The 21707-nt window shown below is 73.1% G+C and carries 16 protein-coding genes and 1 tRNA gene; 13 read left to right on the top strand and 4 right to left on the bottom strand.

Annotated elements, in window-relative coordinates; translation table 11 throughout:
- Positions 1-25: 25 nt before the first annotated feature.
- Both ACZ63H_RS02460 and ACZ63H_RS02455 read left to right on the top strand, forming a co-directional pair.
- Positions 26-199 carry a hypothetical protein gene (locus tag ACZ63H_RS02460; protein WP_469861340.1) on the top strand — a complete coding sequence of 58 codons (174 nt, stop codon included), beginning with the start codon at positions 26-28 and terminating at the stop codon, positions 197-199.
- Between the two features lie 3 nt (positions 200-202).
- Positions 203-436, top strand: coding sequence for a hypothetical protein (locus tag ACZ63H_RS02455; protein ID WP_318203588.1), 234 nt, complete (start codon positions 203-205; stop codon positions 434-436).
- On the opposite strand, the gene ACZ63H_RS02450 is transcribed toward ACZ63H_RS02455, so the two are convergent.
- A complete protein-coding gene (locus tag ACZ63H_RS02450; RefSeq protein WP_469861338.1) occupies positions 426-1637 on the bottom strand; it encodes a glycosyltransferase 87 family protein in 1212 nt (403 codons plus the stop codon). The two genes, ACZ63H_RS02455 and ACZ63H_RS02450, sit on opposite strands and share 11 nt — an antisense overlap.
- A gap of 115 nt (positions 1638-1752) precedes the next feature.
- On the opposite strand from ACZ63H_RS02450, the gene ACZ63H_RS02445 reads away from it, so the two are divergent.
- Positions 1753-1825 (top strand) — tRNA-Ala (locus tag ACZ63H_RS02445).
- 118 nt (positions 1826-1943) lie between these two features.
- Here the strand turns inward: ACZ63H_RS02445 and ACZ63H_RS02440 are convergent.
- Both ACZ63H_RS02440 and ACZ63H_RS02435 read right to left on the bottom strand, forming a co-directional pair.
- Entirely contained in the window at positions 1944-3554 is a 1611-nt protein-coding gene (locus ACZ63H_RS02440) for an NADH-ubiquinone oxidoreductase-F iron-sulfur binding region domain-containing protein (protein ID WP_469861336.1), read from the bottom strand.
- A complete protein-coding gene (locus tag ACZ63H_RS02435; RefSeq protein WP_469861334.1) occupies positions 3551-4810 on the bottom strand; it encodes a cytochrome b/b6 domain-containing protein in 1260 nt (419 codons plus the stop codon). Before ACZ63H_RS02435 ends, ACZ63H_RS02440 begins: the two co-directional genes overlap by 4 nt.
- A gap of 348 nt (positions 4811-5158) precedes the next feature.
- Here ACZ63H_RS02435 and leuS point away from each other — a divergent pair, with 348 nt between their 5' ends.
- From leuS to holA, 8 genes are all read left to right on the top strand, one after another.
- On the top strand, positions 5159-8041 hold the full coding sequence (leuS, locus tag ACZ63H_RS02430) for a leucine--tRNA ligase (protein WP_469861332.1): 2883 nt from the start codon (positions 5159-5161) through the stop codon (positions 8039-8041).
- Between the two features lie 186 nt (positions 8042-8227).
- Positions 8228-8959, top strand: coding sequence for a hypothetical protein (locus ACZ63H_RS02425; protein WP_469861330.1), 732 nt, complete (start codon positions 8228-8230; stop codon positions 8957-8959).
- Positions 8960-9031: 72 nt separating this feature from the next.
- Positions 9032-9877, top strand: coding sequence for a DegV family protein (locus tag ACZ63H_RS02420; RefSeq protein ID WP_469861328.1), 846 nt, complete (start codon positions 9032-9034; stop codon positions 9875-9877).
- Between the two features lie 657 nt (positions 9878-10534).
- Complete coding sequence (locus ACZ63H_RS02415; protein ID WP_469861326.1) at positions 10535-11272, top strand: ComEA family DNA-binding protein; 738 nt, start codon at positions 10535-10537, stop codon at positions 11270-11272.
- Positions 11269-13980, top strand: coding sequence for a ComEC/Rec2 family competence protein (locus tag ACZ63H_RS02410; protein WP_469861324.1), 2712 nt, complete (start codon positions 11269-11271; stop codon positions 13978-13980). Before ACZ63H_RS02415 ends, ACZ63H_RS02410 begins: the two co-directional genes overlap by 4 nt.
- A 187-nt stretch (positions 13981-14167) precedes the next feature.
- Complete coding sequence (locus tag ACZ63H_RS02405; RefSeq protein ID WP_469861322.1) at positions 14168-15049, top strand: YceI family protein; 882 nt, start codon at positions 14168-14170, stop codon at positions 15047-15049.
- A gap of 370 nt (positions 15050-15419) precedes the next feature.
- Positions 15420-15665 carry a hypothetical protein gene (locus tag ACZ63H_RS02400; RefSeq protein WP_358688168.1) on the top strand — a complete coding sequence of 82 codons (246 nt, stop codon included), beginning with the start codon at positions 15420-15422 and terminating at the stop codon, positions 15663-15665.
- An 87-nt stretch (positions 15666-15752) separates the two neighbouring features.
- Positions 15753-16742 (top strand): DNA polymerase III subunit delta, encoded by a 990-nt coding sequence (gene holA, locus ACZ63H_RS02395; RefSeq protein WP_469861320.1) that lies wholly within the window; start codon positions 15753-15755, stop codon positions 16740-16742.
- Positions 16743-17123: 381 nt separating this feature from the next.
- Here holA and rpsT read toward each other — a convergent pair whose 3' ends face one another.
- Complete coding sequence (rpsT, locus tag ACZ63H_RS02390; protein WP_467941223.1) at positions 17124-17390, bottom strand: 30S ribosomal protein S20; 267 nt, start codon at positions 17388-17390, stop codon at positions 17124-17126.
- A gap of 225 nt (positions 17391-17615) precedes the next feature.
- Between rpsT and lepA the strand changes: the two genes are divergently transcribed.
- Both lepA and ACZ63H_RS02380 read left to right on the top strand, forming a co-directional pair.
- Positions 17616-19490, top strand: coding sequence for a translation elongation factor 4 (lepA, locus tag ACZ63H_RS02385; protein WP_469861319.1), 1875 nt, complete (start codon positions 17616-17618; stop codon positions 19488-19490).
- A 260-nt stretch (positions 19491-19750) separates the two neighbouring features.
- Positions 19751-21625, top strand: coding sequence for an AMP-dependent synthetase/ligase (locus ACZ63H_RS02380; RefSeq protein ID WP_469861317.1), 1875 nt, complete (start codon positions 19751-19753; stop codon positions 21623-21625).
- Positions 21626-21707: the final 82 nt, after the last annotated feature.

Raw genomic sequence — 21707 nt, 5'->3', positions numbered from 1 at the left:
CGCGGCCCGACGGGAGGGAGTAGCGATGCCTGCGAGCATCCTCGAGGAGGGCGGCCACCTCCTCGGTGCGGCGTTGATACGGGACACGACCACCCGCCTGAGCTGCCCTTCCTGCGGTTCCGCGCACGTGGCGCAAGTCCTCGGCGACAATGGCGGGATCTCGTACGTGTGCACGGCCTGCGGCCACATCTGGAGCTGATCGATGGGTGCACACCGGCGGAAGTGCGACTGGTGCGGGAGCGGTACGCCCATCGTGCGTGACATGGAGCCGATCAACACCGACTACCAGTACTGGTGCGAGGAATGCGCGCGGGCGCTGATCATAAAAGGCGACCCCATCGAGACGTACCGGGAACTGGAAGGCGAGCCGATCTACGGCCGCCTTCTGGAGGAGCACTGCACGCTCAAGCGGTTCTACCAGTTCGTCACGGCTTGACGGGGATCTCGCCGGTCCCGGGCGCCGGCGCCGGGGTCCGGGCCAGCGCCAGGAAGAGCGCAGCGGTGATGCCGTAGCCGGCCGACAGCAGCAAGTCCGCGCCCCCCAGGTGGAGTTCCGGCCGTCCGGGCCCGTGCGGCACCCACCAGGGGACGTACGACCAGAAGACCAGCAGGGTGCCCAGGGCCGCGGCCCGGTGTCCGCGCGTCCACAGCAGCAGCACGAGCGGCACGCACCACACCCAGTGATGGGACCAGGACACCGGGCTGACCAGCAGGGCGGTGACCGCGCAGGCGCACACCGCCCAGGCCCGCCGCCCCCGCAGCTCCGCCCGCACGGCCACCGTGAGGCCGAGGACGGCGAGGACGGTCGCGCCGGCCGTCCAGAAGATCGCCGGATCGGGCGTGTGCAGGAGCCGGGCCAGGATCCCGCGCAGGGCCTGGTTGGCGGTGTCCTCCGCCGCCCCGACCCGGCTCGCGCTGAACACCATGCGCGTCCAGAACCGCCAGGAGTCGTACGGCAGGACGGCCGCCGCCAGCAGGGTCGCTCCGGCGAACACGACGGCCGCCCCGCGCGCGTGCCGCAGCCACGGCCCGCCCCGCCCGCCCCGCAGCCGGTCCGCGAGGCCCGTGGCGAGCAGGAACACGGCGAACAGCGCGGGCGTCAGCTTGAGCGCCGCGGCCAGTCCGAGGCCCACCCCGCTCCAGCGGTCGTACCCGCCGGCCGGACGGCGGGTCAGGTCCCACAGCACCAGCACCGCCAGCAGCAGGTTGATCTGGCCGTAGCGCAGGGTCGTCCACACCGGCTCGCACCACGCGGCCGTCGCCGCGACCCACCACGAGGTCTCCACGCGCGCGTGGCCGACGAGTTTCAGCGACAGCCGGACGAAGACCACCAGCAGCGCGAGGTTGCCGGCCGTCGCCAGCGTGCGCAGCAACGCGGTGTCCGGCAGGGACAGCGGGGTGAACAGCAGGGCCGCGAACGGCGGATAGGTGGTGGGCAGGCGCGCACTGGTCGCCCGCAGGGCGTACAGATCGTCGCCGGCGCGCACGGCGGCTCCCTCGGCCCGGTAGACCATCAGGTCGACCATCGAGACGTGCGCGGCCCGCTGCGCGGCCCAGAAGGCGGCGAAGGACACCAGGCACACGCCCACGGCGACCGGGATCCTGCGGTGTGCTGGGAGCGGCGCGATCCGGGTCATGGAAAGCGACATTAACGGTCATATCGGTGTGGCGTCGAAACCGATTTGGTGCTGCGTCCAGGGGCCTGTAATGTTTACGTCGTCGCCGGGGGAACCGGGCGAAACAACAGAACAAGGGGCTATAGCTCAGTTGGTAGAGCGCCTGCATGGCATGCAGGAGGTCAGGAGTTCAATTCTCCTTAGCTCCACAGAAGTCGAAGGCGGATCATCCCGAGGATGGTCCGCCTTCGGCGTGTTGCGGGCACAAGGCGCGCGGGAACGCGGGAGCGGGCCGCCCGGTGCGGACGGCCCGCTCCCGCGTGCGGCTCAGCGGCCCAGCGCGCGCCGCCCGCGCCCCTGGGAGAGCACCGGCAGGTTGCGCGACGGTGTCTGCCCGCGCGTGTCCTCCTCGATGCGCAGGGCGAGCGCCGGGCAGCGGCGCACCGCGCGCAGCGCCTTCGCCTCCGCGAAGCGCGGCACCTGGGCCTGGGCGACGGTCGGGAAGCCGTCCGCGCCGAGTTCGAACACCTCCGGGAGGATGTCCGCGCACAGCCCGTGGCCCCGGCACAGCGTCCAGTCGACGTGGATCTTCTGGCGGCTGGCGCCGCTCTCCGCGGGCTCCGAGCCGCCCGGGACGCCCGTGGGGACCCTGCCTCCCTCGAAGAGCGGCAGAACGCCCTCCACGGGCCGTCCGCAGCCGTTCCCGAGGACATGCGCCGCCAGGTCGTCGGTGAACGCCCTGAGGGTCGACTCCAGGAACATCGCCGAGCCGTCCGGGTGCGAACACGCGCCGCGCCGCTTCACGTTCCGCGCGACCTGCTTCAGCGCCTCCAGGGCGGCCGGCCCACCGCCGTTCAGGACGTCCTCCAGGCCGCGCGCGGCGGCGGGCAGCCCCAGATAGCAGGGCCCGCACTGGCCGGCGCTCTCCTCGGCCAGCCACTGCGCCACCCGAAGCGACTCGCCCAGCGGGCACGTCTCCTGGCCGATCGGCAGGATCGCGCCCGCGCCCAGCGAACCGCCCACCGCGTCCAGCGAGTTGCGGGAGACGATCGCCTCGTCCACGGTCGCCGCGTCGATCCACTTGCCGTGGTAGCCGCCGGTCAGCACGCCCTGCGGCACCGGCGGGGCGCCCGCGAGCTGCAGGACGTAGCGCAACGGCACACCCGTGGGGACCTCGACCACCATCGGGCGGGCGACCGCGCCGGACACGGTGAGCATCACGGTGCCCGGCTCCTCGTACAGGCCGGTGTGGGCGTAGCGGTCCGGGCCGATCCGGGCGGCCACGGCGAGCTGCGCGAACGTCTCCGCGTTCGACAGCAGCGTGGGCGCCCCGCCGACGCCGCTGCGCGAGGCGCTGATCTTGCGGCCGGGCGGGATCGCCGGACCGCCGTCGATCGAGCGGATCAGCGAGGCGGCGGCACCGGTGACCATCCGCACCGGATTGCGCTGCACCCACGCGCGGAGCGCCGATCTGCGGCTGTTGCCCAGACCGCGTTCGGCGAGCGCGGCCTCCATGGAGCGCTGCGTGGACTCCCGGGTGACGCCGATGACGAGCGTGCGCGCCCCGAGCGCCTCGGCGCACAGCAGCGCGCCGTCCAGGATGAGGTGCGGTGCCCGGTTGATCAGCACCGTGTCCTTGCGGCAGGCCGGTTCGTCCTCGCTGCCGTTGACGACGACGACCGGCCGCACCCCGCGCCCGATCGCCGACTCGGCGACCGAGCGCAGCTTCCTGTGGAAGGGGAAACCGGCTCCGCCGCGCCCCTTCAGGCTGATGCGTTCGGCGAGCTGGGCGAGCTGTTCGCCGCCCAGCGGGTCCAGCGGTCCGTGCACCTTCAGGTGCATCGGCAGGTCGAGCCGCTCCACGAGGTCGAAGCCCGACGTGAGCTGGGGAAGGCCGACCACGCGGACCTCGGGGACGTCGGGCAGGGCCTCGTTCACTCAAAGCCTCCGGAAGGCGTGTTCCATGGTTCGCCCGCGACCGCTGCCCCGTAGGGCGGGCCGGGCGGCGGTTCGGTGGCGGGACCGCCGCCGAACGTGTCACTTGGGGGGTACGTGCCGTAGCGGCCGTTCGTCTCACCGGTGTCGTACACGTCACGTCCGCCGTACCCCGCGGCGCCCGGACCGCCGTGGGCCGGGACGGTGTGCCCGGTGTCCCGGAGCGGGTCGTAGGCGGACGGCGGGGCCTCGCCGACCGGTGGCGGGGACGGCACCGGCCAGCCGCCCGGGGCGCCGTGGGGAGCGTCCGCGCGCGGCACGGCCCGGGCGGGCCGCGGGTGCGGCGGCGGATCCGTACGGGCCGTCCGGGCGGCCGGGTGGGGCTGTCGCGGACGGCCCGGGGCGGACACCGCGCGGTAGGCCGCGGCGAATCCGGCGGCGGGTTCGGCGGCCGGGGCCTGGCGGGGCGGCGCGGCGGGCGCCGGCCGTGGCTCCCGGCGGCTCCGCGGGCCGGGCCGGGCCGGTTCGGCCGCCCGGGAGCGGCTCGCCTCCGGGCCGTCGGGTCCGGGCCGCCCGGCGCCGTCGAACAGGGCCGCCAGCCGGCCGGCGACCTCGCGCCTGACCGGGCGCGGCGCGGCACGCAGCGCGAGGGCGCCCATCACGGCGAGCAGGGACAGGCCGTAGAGGATCACGAAGACGGGTTTGGCCGCGCGACCCGCGTAAAGGCCGTGGACCAGCGCCGCGCACCACGCCGGGTAGGCCAGCATGTGCAGGGCCCGCCAGCGCGCGGCGACCGGTGCCGGGGTGGCGAAGGCGCCGCGCAGGGCGCCCGTGATCCCCACGAAGACCATCAGCAGGCCCGCGAGCGAGCCCAGCCCGATCAGGCCGGCGATTCCGGTGACGCCGAGCGAGAACGGGACGACGGCGGCGATCACCTCCGTGTGGCCGAGCGCGATCTTCGTGGTGATGTGCAGCAACAGGAACGCGATCGAGGCGACCGCGGTCGTCCGGTGCACCGCCTGCCCGATGATCCGCTGCCGGGTGTTCAGCAGGATCCGGTCCTGGGCGATCAGGCCCCAGATCACCGAGCAGCTGAGCGAGACCAGTGACAGCACGCCCGCGCCGAAGTCCAGGAACTCGCGGAACCGGGCGCCCCCGGCCAGTACGGACACCGGTATCAGCAGCAGGGCGACAGCGGTCGCCACCCCATAGGCCGAGCGGCCCGGTCCGGGGAGCGAGCTGGTACTACGACGATTCATGGGGGCGACTCCGAACAGTTTCGGGAAAGCGGTCCCGCTGCCGCACTCTAAGTGGCGCCATACCGATCAGTACGGGGTTTGGGTTATTGCGCTGTTATCAACGGAGAATCCGATGGGGAGAACGGTCTCCCGTGCATGCCGATCAGGGATACGGAAGCGCGTCGCGGCCTGCTCAAGGGCTGCGGTACCCTAGCGCCATGCGTGCCGTACGCCTTCTGCTTAGCGGGCCGCGCTGATCAGTACCGACCCCGGTCCAGCCGTGAGGTCGGCATCGGCGCGGCGTCCCCTCCTGTGCGAGGGGTTTTTTCATTTCCGCAGGCAGAGACGATCGATGGAGCTTTGAGGATCATGAGCGAGACGAACCCCGCTGCCAGCGCCGCCCCGTCGGCGGAGGCGGCGCCGCACCGCTACACGGCCGCCATGGCAGCCGAGATCGAGGCACGCTGGCAGGACTTCTGGGACGCCGACGGCACCTACGCGGCGCCGAACCCCACGGGTGATCTGGCGGGCGACGCCGAGCTGGCCGCCAGGCCCAAGAAGTTCATCATGGACATGTTCCCGTACCCCTCCGGCGCGGGCCTGCACGTCGGCCACCCGCTGGGCTACATCGCCACCGACGTCTACGCCCGGTTCCAGCGCATGACCGGCCACAACGTCCTGCACACCCTGGGCTTCGACGCCTTCGGCCTGCCCGCCGAGCAGTACGCCGTGCAGACCGGCACGCACCCGCGCGTGTCCACCGAGGCCAACATCGAGAACATGAAGGCCCAGCTGCGCCGGCTGGGCCTGGGCCACGACAAGCGCCGGTCGTTCGCCACGATCGACCCGGAGTACTACAAGTGGACCCAGTGGATCTTCCTGCAGATCTTCAACTCCTGGTACGACGAGGAAGCGCGCAAGGCCCGCCCGATCTCCGAGCTGATCGCCCGGTTCGAGTCCGGTGAACGCGCCGTCCCGGGCACCACGCGCGCGTGGAGCGAGCTGAGCGTCCGCGAACGCGCCGACATCCTGGGTGAGTACCGCCTGGCCTACGCCTCCGAGGCGCCCGTCAACTGGTGCCCCGGCCTGGGCACCGTACTGGCCAACGAGGAGGTCACCGCCGACGGCCGTTCCGAGCGCGGCAACTACCCCGTCTTCAAGGCCAAGCTGCGCCAGTGGAACATGCGCATCACCGCCTACGCCGACCGGCTGCTGGAGGACCTGGAGGGGCTGGACTGGCCCGAGGCCATCAAGCTGCAGCAGCGCAACTGGATCGGCCGCAGCGAGGGCGCCCGCATCGACTTCCCGATCGACGGCGACCGCATCACGGTCTTCACCACCCGCCCCGACACCCTGTTCGGCGCCACCTACATGGTGCTGGCGCCCGAACACCCGCTGGTCGAGAAGTTCACCCCCGAGGCGTGGCCCGAGGGCACGCACGAGGTGTGGACCGGCGGCCACGCCACCCCCGCCGAGGCCGTCGCCGCCTACCGCGCGCAGGCCGCCTCGAAGTCCGACGTCGAGCGGCAGGCCGAGGCCAAGGACAAGACCGGCGTCTTCACCGGCGCGTTCGCGACCAACCCGGTCAGCGGCGAGCGGATCCCGGTCTTCATCGCCGACTACGTCCTGATGGGCTACGGCACCGGCGCGATCATGGCCGTCCCCGGCCACGACAGCCGCGACTTCGCGTTCGCGCGCGCCTTCGAGCTGCCCGTCCGCTGCGTGGTCGAGCCGACCGACGGCCGCGGCACCGACCCGGCCGCCTGGGACGACGCCTTCGTCTCCTACGACGCGAAGATCGTCAACTCCGAAGGCGACGACCTCACCCTGAACGGCCTGGGCGTGGCCGACGCCAAGGCGCGCATCACCGAGTGGCTGGCCGGCAAGGGCATCGGCGAGGGCACCGTCAACTTCCGGCTGCGCGACTGGCTGTTCAGCCGCCAGCGCTACTGGGGCGAGCCCTTCCCGATCGTCTACGACGAGGACGGCGTCGCCCACGCGCTGCCCGAGTCGATGCTGCCGCTGGAGCTGCCCGAGGTCGAGGACTACAGCCCGCGCACCTTCGACCCGGACGACTCCGACACCCAGCCGGAGACCCCGCTGTCGCGCAACGAGGACTGGGTCAACGTCACCCTGGACCTGGGCGACGGCCCCAAGAAGTACCGCCGCGAGACCAACACCATGCCCAACTGGGCCGGTTCCTGCTGGTACGAATTCCGGTACCTGGACCCGCACAACGACCGCGCGCTGGTCGACCCGGAGATCGAGCGGTACTGGATGGGCCCGCGCGAGGGCCTGCCGCACGGCGGCGTCGACCTGTACGTCGGCGGCGCCGAGCACGCCGTGCTGCACCTGCTGTACGCGCGCTTCTGGTCCAAGGTCCTGTACGACCTGGGGTACGTCTCCTCCTCGGAGCCGTTCCACAAGCTGTTCAACCAGGGCATGATCCAGGCCTACGTCTACCGCGACAGCCGTGGCATCGCGGTGCCGGCCGCCGAGGTGGAGGAGCGCGACGGCGCGTACTACTACCAGGGCGAGAAGGTCAGCCGCCTGCTGGGCAAGATGGGCAAGTCCCTGAAGAACGCGGTGACCCCGGACGAGATCGCCGCCGAGTACGGCGCCGACACGCTGCGCCTGTATGAGATGGCCATGGGCCCGCTGGACGTCTCCCGCCCGTGGGACACGCGCGCGGTGGTCGGCCAGTTCCGGCTGCTGCAGCGGCTGTGGCGCAACATCGTCGACGAGAGCACCGGCGAGGTCACCGTCACCGACGCCGAGCCCGACGAGGAGACCCTGCGGGCCCTGCACAAGGCCATCGACGGCGTGCGTCAGGACCTGGAGGGCCTGCGCTTCAACACCGCCATCGCCAAGGTCACCGAGCTGAACAACCACCTGACCAAGTCCGGCGGCGCGCTGCCGCGGTCCGTGGCCGAGCCGCTGGTGCTGATGGTCGCCCCGCTGGCCCCGCACATCGCCGAGGAACTGTGGCGCCGGCTGGGTCACACCGACTCCGTCGTCCACCGGGACTTCCCGGCCGCGGACCCGGCCTACGTCGTCGACGAGACCGTGACCTGCGTCGTGCAGATCAAGGGCAAGGTCAAGGCGCGGCTGGAGGTGCCGCCCGCCATCTCCGAGGAGGAGCTGGAGAAGGTCGCGCTGGCCGACGAGAAGGTGATCGCGGCGCTGGGCGGCGCGGGCATCCGCAAGGTGATCGTGCGGGCGCCGAAGCTGGTCAACATCGTTCCCGCGTAGACCGCGCCGATGCCGCGCGCGGGCAGCCCGCGTCGATACGGCGCGTAGCGGACGGGGTGCCCGCGCCTGCTCGGGGTAGTCCCCTACGGGCAGGTTCGGGGTCCGGACGGAACTCCGGGCCTGCCCGCTGCGTTTACCGTGGAGAAGCGCAGCGGGCCGTACCGCACCGACCGGAGGAGGAGCGCCATGGACGTAGTGCTCACCGTGTTCGCCCTGCTCTTCCTGATCTTCGTCGCCCTGGGCGCCTTCGCCACGGTCAAGGCCGTCCGCGCCACCAAGCGCGGCGTGGACCGGACCCTCGCGCAGGCCCGCCGCACGGTCGAGGACCACACCCTGCGCGCCAAGTCCGTCGCCCAGCCCGGGCCGGCCGGCGAGATCGCCCGGCTGCGGCTCGCGCTGCGCACCTCGATGCGCGCCACACAGGACGCGCTGCGCGCGGGCGTGGCCGAGGACGAGTCGCTGAAGGAGTCCCTCGGCCTCTTCGAACGGCTCAGCGCGCACGGGCACGAGCTGGACGCCGATCTCAAGCGCCTGGAGACCGAGCCGGACCGGGCCGCGCTCGCCGCGCGCCTGCCCGAACTCCGCGCGCGCACCGAGCGCATCACCCACTCCGCGGACTCCCTGCGCTGGGCCGTCCGCGACCGGGCCCAGCGCTTCTCCGACGACGACCTGGACACCCTCAGCGCCCAGATCCACATCGAGGCGGACGCCCTGCGCCACTGGGCGGGAACCGAGCCCGGCCCGGCGTCCGCTCCCCGGACCGCCGCGCCCGCCGACGGTCCGGCCAAGGGACGGGCCCGTGCCGAGGAGGCCGGGGGCCAGGCCGCGGCGGGGCCCGGTCCCGACGCGATCGCCGGACCCTCGTGGCGCCCCACCGTCCCGTGGCAGAAGAAGCCCCGCCCCGAGAGCACCACATGAGCGGGCCGCTTCCCGGGCACCCGACAGGGGCCGGGCTGCCGAGCGAGCGCTACGCCAGGTAACCTCCAGCTCATGTCCCGCCATGTCGCGATCGTCACCGATTCCACGGCCTACCTGCCGCCCCGGGCGATGGAGCGTCACGGCATCACCGCGGTCCCGCTGACCGTGGTCCTCGGCGATCAGGCGCTCGAAGAGGGGACCGAGATCTCCACCCGCTCCCTCGCCCAGGCGCTGCAGAAACGGCGCTCCGTCACCACCTCCCGCCCCAGTCCCCAGGTGTTCGCCCAGACCTACCGCGAAGTCGCCGAGACCGGCGTGAGCGGCATCGTCTCCCTGCACCTTTCCGCCGAGCTGTCCGGCACCTACGACGCGGCGGTCCTCGCGGCGCGCGAGGCCCCGGTGCCCGTGCGGGTGGTGGACACCGGCATGGTCGCCATGGCGCTCGGTTTCTGCGCGCTCACCGCGGCCCGGACCGCGGAGGCGGGCGGCACGATGGACGAGGCCGTCACGGCCGCCGAGAAACGGGCCGCCGACACCTCCGCCGTCTTCTACGTCGACACCCTCGACTATCTGCGCCGCGGCGGCCGCATCGGCGCCGCGCAGAAGCTGCTGGGGTCCGCGCTCGCCGTCAAGCCCCTCCTCCAGCTGGGTAACGGCCGTATCGAGCCGCTGGAGAAGGTGCGTACGGCGTCCAGGGCGATCGCGCGCCTGGAGGAACTCACCGCGGAACGGGCGGGCAACGCGGAGGTCGACATCGCCGTCCACCATCTCGCCGCCGCCGACCGCGCCGCCGCACTCGCCGACCGGCTACGGGCCCGCATCCCGGGCCTGGCCGACCTGCACGTCAGCGAGGTGGGAGCGGTGATCGGGGCGCATACCGGGCCGGGGCTGCTCGGGGCGGTCGTTTCGCCCCGCTGAGGCCGGGGGCGGGACCGTCGGCCTGTCGGTTTCACTCGTGTGGGTGGCGGAGTTATCCACAACCGGGCGGTAGCGCACGGGAATTCACCAAGATCATCGTGTTGCGGCGAAGTCCTCCATCCTCGTCGCATGGCACTTCGATCTCGTTCCCGCATCGCGACCCCGACCAGCGGCCCCGGCCGTGGCCCGGCCTCCGACGGCCGCGTCCGGCACCGCCGGACCACCGGGCACCGTCACCTCACCGAGCACCGCCCTCCCGCCGAGGGCCACCGGGCCCGTCGTCGCCCGTCCGCGCCGGGGGAGGAGCTGCGCCGCCGGGCGGAACTCCTCTTCGGCGAACGAGCGGTGCAGTGGCGGGAGTCCGGGAACGCGCCGCCGGATCCGGACGGATCCGCGAGCACGCCCGTCGCGCCGGGGCGGGGGACGCGGAGGGCGGGGGTGGCACCGGGGGCGGTGACGACGCTCACCACGGCCGTGCCGGAGCAGGACACGGCCCCGGTGCGCTCACCGGCCGGCCCGGTCCCGCAGCCTTGGCCGTCGGACGCTTTGCCGGGGGCCGGAAGGGACGCTGTCGAGCAGCCGCGGACCGCTGTCGAGCAGCCGCGGACCGATGCCGTGCGGCCGCGGACCGGTGCCGCGCAGTCGGCGGAACCGGAGGTGCCGAGAGGGCCGCGGGCGCCGGCGGCCGCGGGCTGGCGGGAGCGTGCCGGGCTGGTGCTGCGGGAGCGGATGCCGGTGTGGCTCCAGGCGCGGTACGGCGTGGAGCGGCGGGCCGTCGTGGCGCTGACCGTGGTGCTCGTCGTCGCGGCCGGCTTCGCGGTGCAGCACTTCTGGTCGGGCCGGACCCGGTCCGTGAGCGCGCCGCAAGTGGTCCGCTCCCAGGCGTCGTTCGCCAAGAAGGACGAGCAGGCGGCGACCGCGGTGGCCGCGGTCCCGTCGGCGACTCCCCGCGCGGAGATCGTCGTGGACGTCAGCGGCAAGGTTCGCGCACCCGGCATCCTGCGGCTGCCGGCCGGTGCCCGGGTGGCCGACGCGCTGCGCGCCGCGGGCGGGGTCCGGCCGGGCGTGAGCACGGAGGGGCTCAACCGTGCCCGCTTCCTGGTCGACGGCGAGCAGGTCGTGGTCGGAGCCCCCGCCGGAGCCGTCGCGCCGGCCGGGCCCGCGGCCGGACGGCTCTCCGGCGCCACCGGCACGGGCCCGGCCGCGCCGGTCTCCCTCAACACCGCCACCGCGGAACAGCTCGACACCCTCCCCGGGGTCGGTCCGGTGCTGGCCCAGCACATCATCGACTACCGCACCCGGCAGGGCGGGTTCCGCTCGGTGGACGAACTGCGCGAGGTCAACGGCATCGGGGACAGCCGGTTCACCGACCTGCGCGACTTGGTACGGCCGTGAACCGCGCGCTCACCGTGGCCGGCCCGCACCCCGGGGCCGAGCGGAGCACGGCCGCGCAGGCCGACCGGGACGGCCCCCCGGACCTGCGCCTGGTGCCGCCCGCGCTCGCGGCCTGGGGCACGGCGGCCCTGACCCTGGACGCACCGGCGCCCTGGACCGCCGCAACCGCCGTCGTCTGTCTGCTCGGCGGTGTCCTGCTGCTGTCGGTGCGGCGACCGGAACGGACCGGTCGGGCCGGGGGGACCAGAGGGACCGGGCAGGCTGGGCCGGCCGGTCGGGCGCGGGGCCGGTTTCGCTGGGCGCGGGCCACCGTCGCCGCGGTGCTGCTCTGTTCCGCCGCGGCGGCCGCCTCCGCCGGACTGCACGGAGCCGATGTCCGGCGGGGACCGGTGCCCGAGCTGGCCCGGCGGTTCGCGACCGTCACCGCCGAGGTCGAGGTGACCGGTGACCCCTGGCTGAGCCGGCCACGGGTGCGCGGCGACCGCGTGGCACCGGTGGCGGTGCTGGCGCGGGCGGAAGTGCGGGGCGTGGAGGCGTCCGACGGACAGCGGGCGCGGACCCGTACGCCCGTGCTGCTGATCGTCGACGCGGACGTCCCGGCACCGCGGGAAGCACGGGAGGGAGCGGACGACCCGGCACCGGAAGGGGAAGTGAGGGACGGCGGAAGCCGGCGCCCCGGGCCACCGACCGGAGCCGAAGGGCGCGGGCCGGGCGGGCGAGCGGCCTGGCTGGAGCTGCTGCCCTCCACGCGGCTCCGGGTCGGTGGACGGCTGGCACCCGCGCTCACGGGCGGCGACCGGACGGCGGCCGTGCTCCGGGTGCGCGGCCGGCCGGCGCCCCGGCTCGTGGCGGGACCGAGCGGACCGCAACGACTCGCCGGGCGGCTCAGGGCCGGCCTGCGGGAGGCGACCGCGGACCTTTCGGGGGACGCGCGGGCACTGCTCCCCGGCCTCGTCGTCGGGGACACCTCACGGATCACACCCGAGCTGGACCACGCCTTCCAGGAGACGGACCTGGCGCACGTCCTCGCCGTCTCCGGCAGCAACCTCACCGTCCTGCTCGCGCTGCTCATCGGACCACCGGGCCTGGCCCAACGCGCCGAACGCCGTGGCCTGGCCCCCCGCCTGGGGCTCCCGCTGCGGGCGACGGCCCTGCTCGCGGGGGCGCTGACACTGGGTTTCGTGGTCGTCTGCCGGCCCGACCCCAGCGTTCTGCGGGCCGCGGCCTGCGGCGGGATCGCACTGCTCGCCCTGGCCACCGGGCGCCGCAGATCCCTGATCCCGGCGCTGGCCACGGCCGTGCTCCTGCTCGTGCTGTACGACCCGTGGCTGGCCCGCGGTTACGGCTTCCTGCTGTCGGTGCTGGCCACGGGCGCGCTGCTGGTGCTGGCGCCGGGCTGGAGCGAGGGGCTGCGGCGGCGCGGGGTGCCTGCGCGGCTCGCCGAGGCGCTGGCGGCGGCCGCCGCGGCGCAGGCCGTGTGCGCGCCGGTCGTGGCGGTGCTGTCGGCCCGGGTGAGCCTCGTGGCGGTGCCGTGCAATCTGCTGGCCGAAGTGGCGGTGGCACCGGCCACCGTGCTGGGGTTCGCGGCGCTGGCGGCGGCGCCGGTGGTGATGCCGGTGGCCAAGGCGCTGGCCTGGTGCGCGAGTTGGCCGACCGGGTGGATCGCCGGGATCGCCCGGGCGGGGGCGGCGCTGCCCGGCGCGGGCGTGGACTGGCCGGGGAGCTGGCCGGGGGCGCTGGCGCTCGCCGCGGTCACCGTGGCCGTCGTCCTGGCCGGCCGGCGGCTGCTGCGGCGTCCCGTGTGGTGCGGTCTGCTCGGTGTGCTGCTCGTGCTGGTCGTGACCCGGCCGGCGCCGCTGACCCGGGTGATCACGGGCTGGCCGCCGCCGGGCTGGCGGTTCGCGATGTGCGACGTCGGGCAGGGTGACGCGACGGTGCTGGCGGCGGGCGGGGGAGCCGGGGTGGTCGTGGACGCCGGACCCGATCCGGCGCTGGTCGACCACTGCCTGCGGCGGCTGGGCATCACCCGCGTCCCCCTCCTGATCCTCACCCACTTCCACGCCGACCACGTGGCGGGCCTGCCCGGCGTCCTGCGGCACCGCTCGGTGGCCGCGATCCAGACCACCGGCCTCGCGGAGCCGGCGGACCAGGCCGAGTCGGTGCGCGGGGAGGCGGCCCGACGGCACATCCCGGTGCTGACGGCCGCCGCGGGAGAGGAACGGCGCGTCGGGCCGCTCACCTGGCGTGTCCTGTGGCCCCCGCCCGACGCCCCGATGCCCTCGGGAACGCGAACGCCCGCCTCCGTGCCCGGTCCGGCCTTCCTGCCACAAGGGCCGAACGACGCCAGCGTCGCGCTGCTCGTGCGCACGGGCGGGCTGCGGCTGCTGCTGCTCGGCGACCTCGAACCCCCGGCCCAGCAGGCCCTGCTGCGGTCCCCGGCGGTGGCCGATCTGGCCGGGGTGGACGTGCTGAAGGTGGCCCACCACGGCTCGGCCTACCAGGACCCCGGATTGTTGCGCCTCGCCGCGCCCCGGGTGGCGCTCGTCTCCGCGGGCGCCGACAACCCCTACGGCCACCCGGCACCGGCGACCGTGGCCGCGCTGCGGACCGGTGGAGCGACGGTCGTGCGCACCGACCGGGACGGGGCGCTCGCGCTCACCGGGAGCGCGGGCAGGCACGGGGAGGTGCGGGTGACGAGCGAGCGCTGAGGAGCCGCCCCGCAGGGTGAGCCGGGTGAGGGCTGTGTGAAACCCCGACCTGAACGTCCAATTCCCCCCAGTCCCGGCGCATGCAGCGGATTCCTGTGATGTGGGCTCGTGTTGCCTCGAAAGCCGCATCGGTGATCGAATGAACCTTCGGCAATGGATCATGTCGGGGGGTACAGGGGTGTCGTGGATGTTCGGCCGTTGGTGGGGTAACCGCAGGAACCGCGTGCACCGGACGAGTCCCCTGGCGGGGGTGCGCACGCCGCCGCATGCCGGAGTGCTCAGCTGCCGGGTGGTCGACCCGGTCAACGAGCCGGTAGCGGGCGCGGAGCTGACGGTCAGCGATTCCGTGGGCCGCCGGGTGGTGACCGGGGGCACCGACCCCTATGGCCTGTTCCTCACCATGGTGCCGGCGGGGGAGTACCGGCTCGCGGTGGCGGCCGAGGGCTACGCGCCGTACCGGGCCACCGCGCTGGTCGCGGAGAACTCCCTGGCCTCGCTGGGTGATGTGACGCTTCAGGTGGCCCAGCCGCCGGAGCCGCCGGCGCCGGGCGACTGGAACATCGAGCCCGCGCACTCCTCCATCGGCTTCACCGCACGGCACATCGGACTGGCCCGCATCCACGGGCGGTTCGACTCCTTCGCCGGGGTGGTGAGGGTCGCCGAGCGGATGGAGCAGTCGATGATGCACGTCGTGATCGACGCGTCCTCCATCAACACCGGGGTCCGGATGCGCGACGACCACCTGCGGTCGGGGGACTTCCTGGACGTGCAGCGGTTCCCGACGCTGGAGTTCTACAGCGACCGGTTCGTGCACAAGGGCGGCAGCCGCTGGGCGGTCACCGGCGCGCTGTCGCTGCACGGCGTGACCCGGACGGTCACGCTCGACACCGAGTACCTCGGGCTCGGCAACGGCATGGAAGGGGAGGTCCGGGCGGCCTGCCGGGCCACCACCGAGCTGCACCGGGACGACTTCACGGTCAGCTGGCAGTCGATGCTGGCCCGGGGCATCGCGGCGATCGGCCCGAGCATCCGCGTCGACCTCGACGTGCAGATCGTCCCGAAGGGCTGAGCCGCGCGGATCACATCCCCTGGAGCGGGCCGGGTGGACCGGGGGCGATGCCCGCGGCGCCCGGGCCGCCGACGGTGGCGGACGTGTCCGAGCGGCCGGGGCGCGCTCCGTCCGAGGGGCCGCCGTGCCCGCCACGGCAAGGGCCGGGCCGGTCCCCGGCCTGTGCTCCCGGCCCACGGGTACCGGCCGGCCTCGGCCCGCGTGCACCGGCCGGCCCCCGGTCCGCGACCCGGCCCGCGTGCACCTGCCGACCGCACCCGGCGTACACCCGCCGGCCTCGGCTCCGCCGTGCCGCCCGCCGCCCTCCCGGCGCGTGTGAGGCACGCTAGGCCCAGGCCCGGGGCCCCGCCGGGTGCCGGAGAATGGGTCCGTGAGCGATGTGAGACACGTGCTGGTGCTGCCCGACCGTGACGCCGCCGAGGAGGCGGCCGAGGCCCTCGGGGAGCGGTTCGGGATCGACGAGGAGCCGCGGCTCGTGCGGGACGCGCTGGCCGGCGAGGACGACGCCGAGGACGCCCAGTGGCTGGTGGTCCTGCGGGACGCGCACGACCGGCTCGACCCCGCCGAGCTGGACGCGTTCGCGGGGGAGTGGGACGGCTGGCGCGAGGAGCCGTGACCCGGAGCCGCCCTCAGGGTCCGCTCCGGGACCGGTCGGGGTGGCGGGGCCGGTCGGCTGTCGGTGCCGCGTGGGATGCTGTAGGCGATGGCCAGGAAGACTGCGAATGACGACCCTCTCGCCCCGGTGACCCTTGCCGTGGGCCAGGAGGACCTCCTGCTCGACCGTGCCGTGCGGGAGGTGGTGGCCGCCGCCAGGGCCGCCGACGCCGACACGGACGTACGTGACCTGACCCCGGACCAGCTGCAGCCCGGCACGCTCGCCGAGCTGACCAGCCCGTCGCTCTTCGCGGAGCGCAAGGTCGTGGTCGTACGCAACGCGCAGGACCTGTCCGCCGACACGGTCAAGGACGTGAAGGCGTATCTCGGTTCGCCCGCCGAGGAGATCACGCTCGTGCTGCTGCACGCTGGCGGCGCCAAGGGCAAGGGACTGCTGGACGCGGCGCGCAAGGCGGGCGCGCGGGAGGTGGCCTGCCCGAAGATGACCAAGCCGGCGGACCGGCTGGCCTTCGTGCGGGGCGAGTTCCGCTCCCTCGGGCGGTCGGCCACACCCGAGGCGTGCCAGGCGCTCTGCGACGCCATCGGGAGCGATCTGCGGGAGCTGGCCTCGGCTGTCTCGCAGTTGGTCGCCGACGTGGAGGGGACGATCGACGAGGCGATCGTCGGGCGGTACTACACCGGGCGCGCCGAGGCCTCAAGCTTCACGGTCGCCGACCGGGCCGTGGAGGGGCGTACGGCGGAGGCGCTGGAGGCCCTCAGATGGTCGCTGTCGACCGGTGTGGCGCCGGTGATGATCACCAGTGCGCTGGCGCAGGGCGTGCGGGCGATCGGCAAGCTGTCCTCGGCCCGGGGCGGCCGGCCGGCCGACCTGGCGCGTGAGCTGGGCATGCCGCCGTGGAAGATCGACCGGGTGCGCCAGCAGATGCGGGGCTGGACGCCGGACGGGGTCGCGGTGGCGCTCAGAGCGGTCGCGGAGGCCGACGCGGGGGTGAAGGGCGGCGGCGACGATCCCGAGTACGCCCTGGAGAAGGCGGTCGTGACGATCGCCCGGGCCGCCCGCTCCCGAGGCCGGGCCTGACCGGACGACGACCCCCGCCCACCGAAGAGCCACGCGAGAGAAGAGCCGCACGAGGGGGAGGCCCGGCTCCGCTCACCGAAGAGCCGGGGACCGGATACCCGGATACCGGCCCCTGTCCGCCCTGCCCTCTCCTGCCCGGCCGTGGCCGGCGGCGCGCCGGCGCAGTGACCGCTTCCCCCGGTGCGCCGTCCCTGCGCACGCATGCCAAAAACCCCGGCACCCGCCTTGGGGAAGGCGGAGCACCGGGGTCCTCGGATCACACTCTTGGATCCACGCCCGCGTGGCGAACGCAGGCCGCGCGTGGATCCGGGGGTGCCAGTCGGGAGCGGATGAGAGAGGGCCCGCCCTGGGTCCTTCCGGCGATCAGATCAAAAAGGAGGTTCAGCCCTTGAGGGTCGCGACCTTGGAAGCAAGCGCCGACTTCTTGTTGGCGGCCTGGTTCTTGTGGATGACGCCCTTGGAGACGGCCTTGTCGAGGGCACGCGCGGCAGCGCGCTGCAGCTCGGTGGCCTTCTCGGTGTCACCCGCGGCAGCGGCCTCACGGGCCTTGCGGATCGCGGTCTTCAGAGAGGACTTGACGGCCTTGTTGCGCAGCCGGGCCTTCTCGTTGGTCTTGTTCCGCTTGATCTGGGACTTGATGTTCGCCACGAAGGAGCCTTTTCAGGTTCAGGCGCGGGCCCGCGAGGGTCCCGTGCCGGTGATCCAAACTTTTCGGTCGTGCCTCGCGCTGAGAGGGCATGAGGCACAGCCATCTACAGTACCAGTGGCCCTCCGGACGGCCCAAAACGGCCCCCGGTCCCTGCCCGTGGGACCATGGAGACTACGTAACGATCCGACCCGAGGCATAAGGCGCCTCAAGAGACAGGACCCTGCGTGCCCGCGACCCCTAACCATGTGCCCGAGCCGAGCCGTACCGCCCCGGCTCTGATCCGCAACTTCTGCATCATCGCGCACATCGACCACGGCAAGTCCACGCTCGCCGACCGGATGCTCCAGCTGACCGGTGTGGTCGAGCAGCGGCAGATGCGTGCTCAGTACCTCGACCGGATGGACATCGAGCGCGAGCGCGGCATCACGATCAAGTCCCAGGCGGTGCGTCTGCCCTGGGCCCCGACCGAGGGCCCCGACCAGGGCACGACCCACATCCTCAACATGATCGACACCCCGGGGCACGTCGACTTCACCTACGAGGTCTCGCGGTCGCTGGCCGCCTGCGAGGGGACCATCCTCCTGGTCGACGCCGCCCAGGGCATCGAGGCGCAGACCCTCGCCAACCTCTACCTGGCGATGGAGAACGACCTCACGATCATCCCGGTGCTGAACAAGATCGACCTTCCGGCGGCGCAGCCGGAGAAGTTCGCCGAGGAGCTGGCGAACCTGGTCGGCTGCGAACCGGACGACGTCCTCAAGGTGTCGGCGAAGACCGGTCTCGGCGTGGACGCGCTGCTGAACAAGGTCGTCAAGGAGATCCCGGCGCCGGTCGGTGTCGCCGACGCGCCCGCCCGCGCGATGATCTTCGACTCGGTCTACGACTCCTACCGCGGTGTCGTGACGTACGTCCGTGTCATCGACGGCCAGCTCAACAAGCGCGAGCGCATCAAGATGATGTCGACCGGCGCCACCCACGAGCTGCTGGAGATCGGCGTCAGCTCGCCGGAGATGCTGCCGGCCGACGGCCTCGGCGTCGGTGAGGTGGGATACCTCATCACCGGTGTGAAGGACGTCCGGCAGTCCAAGGTCGGTGACACCGTCACCCGCCAGAACAAGGGCGCCACCGAGGCGCTCGGCGGTTACAAGGACCCGAAGCCGATGGTCTTCTCCGGTCTGTACCCGCTGGACGGCTCCGACTACCCGGAGCTGCGCGAGGCCCTGGACAAGCTCCAGCTCAACGACGCCGCGCTGGTCTACGAACCGGAGACCTCCGCCGCGCTCGGCTTCGGCTTCCGCGTCGGCTTCCTCGGCCTGCTGCACCTGGACGTGATCCGGGAGCGGCTGGAGCGCGAGTTCGGTCTCGACCTGATCGCCACCGCCCCCAACGTGGTCTACCGCGTGATCCTGGAGGACGGCAGCGAGGTCACCGTCACCAACCCGAGCGAGTTCCCCGAGGGCAAGATCGACGAGGTGTTCGAGCCGGTCGTGCGGGCGACGATCCTCGCGCCCACCGAGTTCATCGGCGCGATCATGGAGCTGTGCCAGACCCGGCGCGGCACGCTGCTGGGCATGGACTACCTCTCCGAGGACCGCGTAGAGATCCGCTACACGCTGCCGCTCGCGGAGATCGTCTTCGACTTCTTCGACCAGCTGAAGTCGAAGACGCGCGGCTACGCCTCGCTGGACTACGAACCCACGGGCGAGCAGAGCAGCTCCCTGGTCAAGGTCGACATCCTGCTGCACGGCGACAAGGTGGACGCCTTCTCGGCGATCACCCACAAGGACCAGGCGTACGCGTACGGCGTGCGGCTCGTCGCCAAGCTCAAGGAGCTGATCCCGCGGCAGAACTTCGAGGTGCCGGTGCAGGCCGCCATCGGTTCCCGGGTCATCGCCCGCGAGACCATCCGCGCCATCCGCAAGGACGTCCTCGCCAAGTGCTACGGCGGTGACATCTCCCGCAAGCGGAAGCTGCTGGAGAAGCAGAAGGAAGGCAAGAAGCGGATGAAGATGGTGGGTTCCGTGGAGGTTCCGCAGGAAGCCTTCATCGCCGTCCTGTCCAGCGATGACGGCGCGGGGTCGGCCAAGGGCAAGAAGTGACCGGCGGTTACGGCCGGTGACGTCCGCAAAGCGGGCATGTGGGGGCCCGTCGTGCGAAAGCGCGGCGGGCCCCCGCGTGCGTGGGGCGCGGCCCCGTGTCGAAAAGTGTCGGGCCGATGCCCCTTACGCGGCGGGCGGTCGCGCCTTACCCTGATCCCTGCTCGCTAGTTACTGGTGAGTTAAACAACGTCCGCACCCCCACCGTGAGTCAAGCCAGCCGCACCTAGTCAGCCGCACCGTCGCGGGCCCCGGAGGATGTCGTGAGCGACACACAGACCCTGATCGAGAACCGTCCGCCGTCCGTGGCGGCCCTCTTCCTGGAGCGCGTGGCGGCCACACCGGACGCCGAGGCCTACCGCCACCCCGTCCCGCCGGCCGCGGGCGAGGGCCCCGACGACTGGGCGTCGCTGAGCTGGGCGCAGGCGGCCGAGCGGGTGTACGCGATCGCGGCCGGGCTCATCGAGCTGGGCATCGAGCCCGAGCAGCGGGTGGCGCTCGCCTCCTCCACCCGGGTGGAGTGGATCCTCGCCGACCTCGGCATCATGTGCGCCGGCGGCGCCACCACGACCGTCTATCCGCAGACCAACGCCGACGAGTCGGCGTTCATCCTCTCCGACTCCGAGAGCCGCGTGCTGGTCGCCGAGGACGCGGCGCAGCTCGCCAAGGCCGTGGAGAAGCGCCCCGAGCTGCCCGCGCTGACCAAGGTCGTGGTGATCGACCCGGCCGGCGTGCAGACCGGCGACTGGGTGATCAGCCTCGCCGAGCTGGAGGAGCGCGGCGCCGCCTACCTGGAGCAGCACCCGCAGCTGATCAAGGAGCGGGTCGGCGCGATCACCAAGGACCAGCTCGCCACCCTGATCTACACCTCGGGCACCACCGGCCGCCCCAAGGGCGTGCGCCTGCCGCACGACAACTGGGCGTACATGGCCAAGGCGATCGCGGCGACCGGCCTGGTCACCGTCGACGACGTGCAGTACCTGTGGCTGCCGCTCGCGCACGTCTTCGGCAAGGTGCTCACCTCCGGCCAGATCGAGGTCGGGCACGTCACCGCCGTGGACGGCCGCGTCGACAAGATCATCGAGAACCTCCCGGTGGTGCGGCCGACGTACATGGCGGCCGTGCCCCGCATCTTCGAGAAGGTCTACAACGGCGTGGCGGCCAAGGCCCGCGAGGGCGGCGCGGCCAAGTACAGGATCTTCCAGTGGGCCGCCGAGGTCGCCCGCGAGTACGCCAAGGCCACCCAGGACAACTTCCGCCGCACCGGCGTCGCCTCGGCCCCCTTCGGGCTCGCCGCCAGGCACAAGGTCGCCGACACCCTCGTCTACGCCAAGCTCCGCGAGGCCTTCGGCGGCCGGCTGCGCGCCTGCGTCTCCGGCGCCTCCGCGCTCGCGCCCGAGATCGGCTACTTCTTCGCCGGCGCCGGCATCCACATCCTGGAGGGGTACGGCCTCACCGAGACCTCCGCCGCCTCCTTCGTCAATCCCGGCGAGGCCTACCGCACCGGCACCGTCGGCAAGCCGCTGCCCGGCACCGAGGTCCGCATCGCCGACGACGGCGAGATCCTGCTGCGCGGCCCCGGCATCATGCAGGGCTACCACCGGCAGCCCGAGAAGACCGCCGAGGTGCTGGAGTCCGACGGCTGGTTCCACACCGGCGACATCGGCGAGCTGTCGCCCGACGGCTACCTGCGCATCACCGACCGCAAGAAGGACCTCATCAAGACCTCCGGCGGCAAGTACGTCGCCCCGGCCGAGGTGGAGGGCCGGTTCAAGGCGCTGTGCCCGTACGTGTCCAACATCCTCGTGCACGGCGCCGACCGGAACTACTGCACCGCCCTCATCGCCCTGGACGAGCCCGCGGTCCTGGAGTGGGCGAAGGACAACGGCCTGGAGGGCAGGTCGTACGCGGAGGTCGTCGCCGCGCCGCAGACGGTGGAGATGGTCGACGGGTACGTGCGGCAGCTCAACGCCGGGCTCCAGCGCTGGCAGACCGTCAAGAAGTTCCGGCTGCTGCCGCGCGACCTCGACGTGGAGCACGGCGAGATCACGCCGAGCCTGAAGCTGAAGCGGCCGGTGGTGGAGCGGACGTACAAGAACCTGATCGACGAGATGTACGCCGGCGCGCGGGAGGCGTGACCGGCGCCCGGTTCGTACGGCCGTCCGCGCAGGCGGTACGGCGGGATTCGGACAGTGCCCCGCACGCCTCTTTTCCGCTCAC

This window comes from Streptomyces sp. NPDC104831 (genome assembly GCF_055583025.1).
This window is presented reverse-complemented; position numbering and strand designations above follow the sequence as displayed.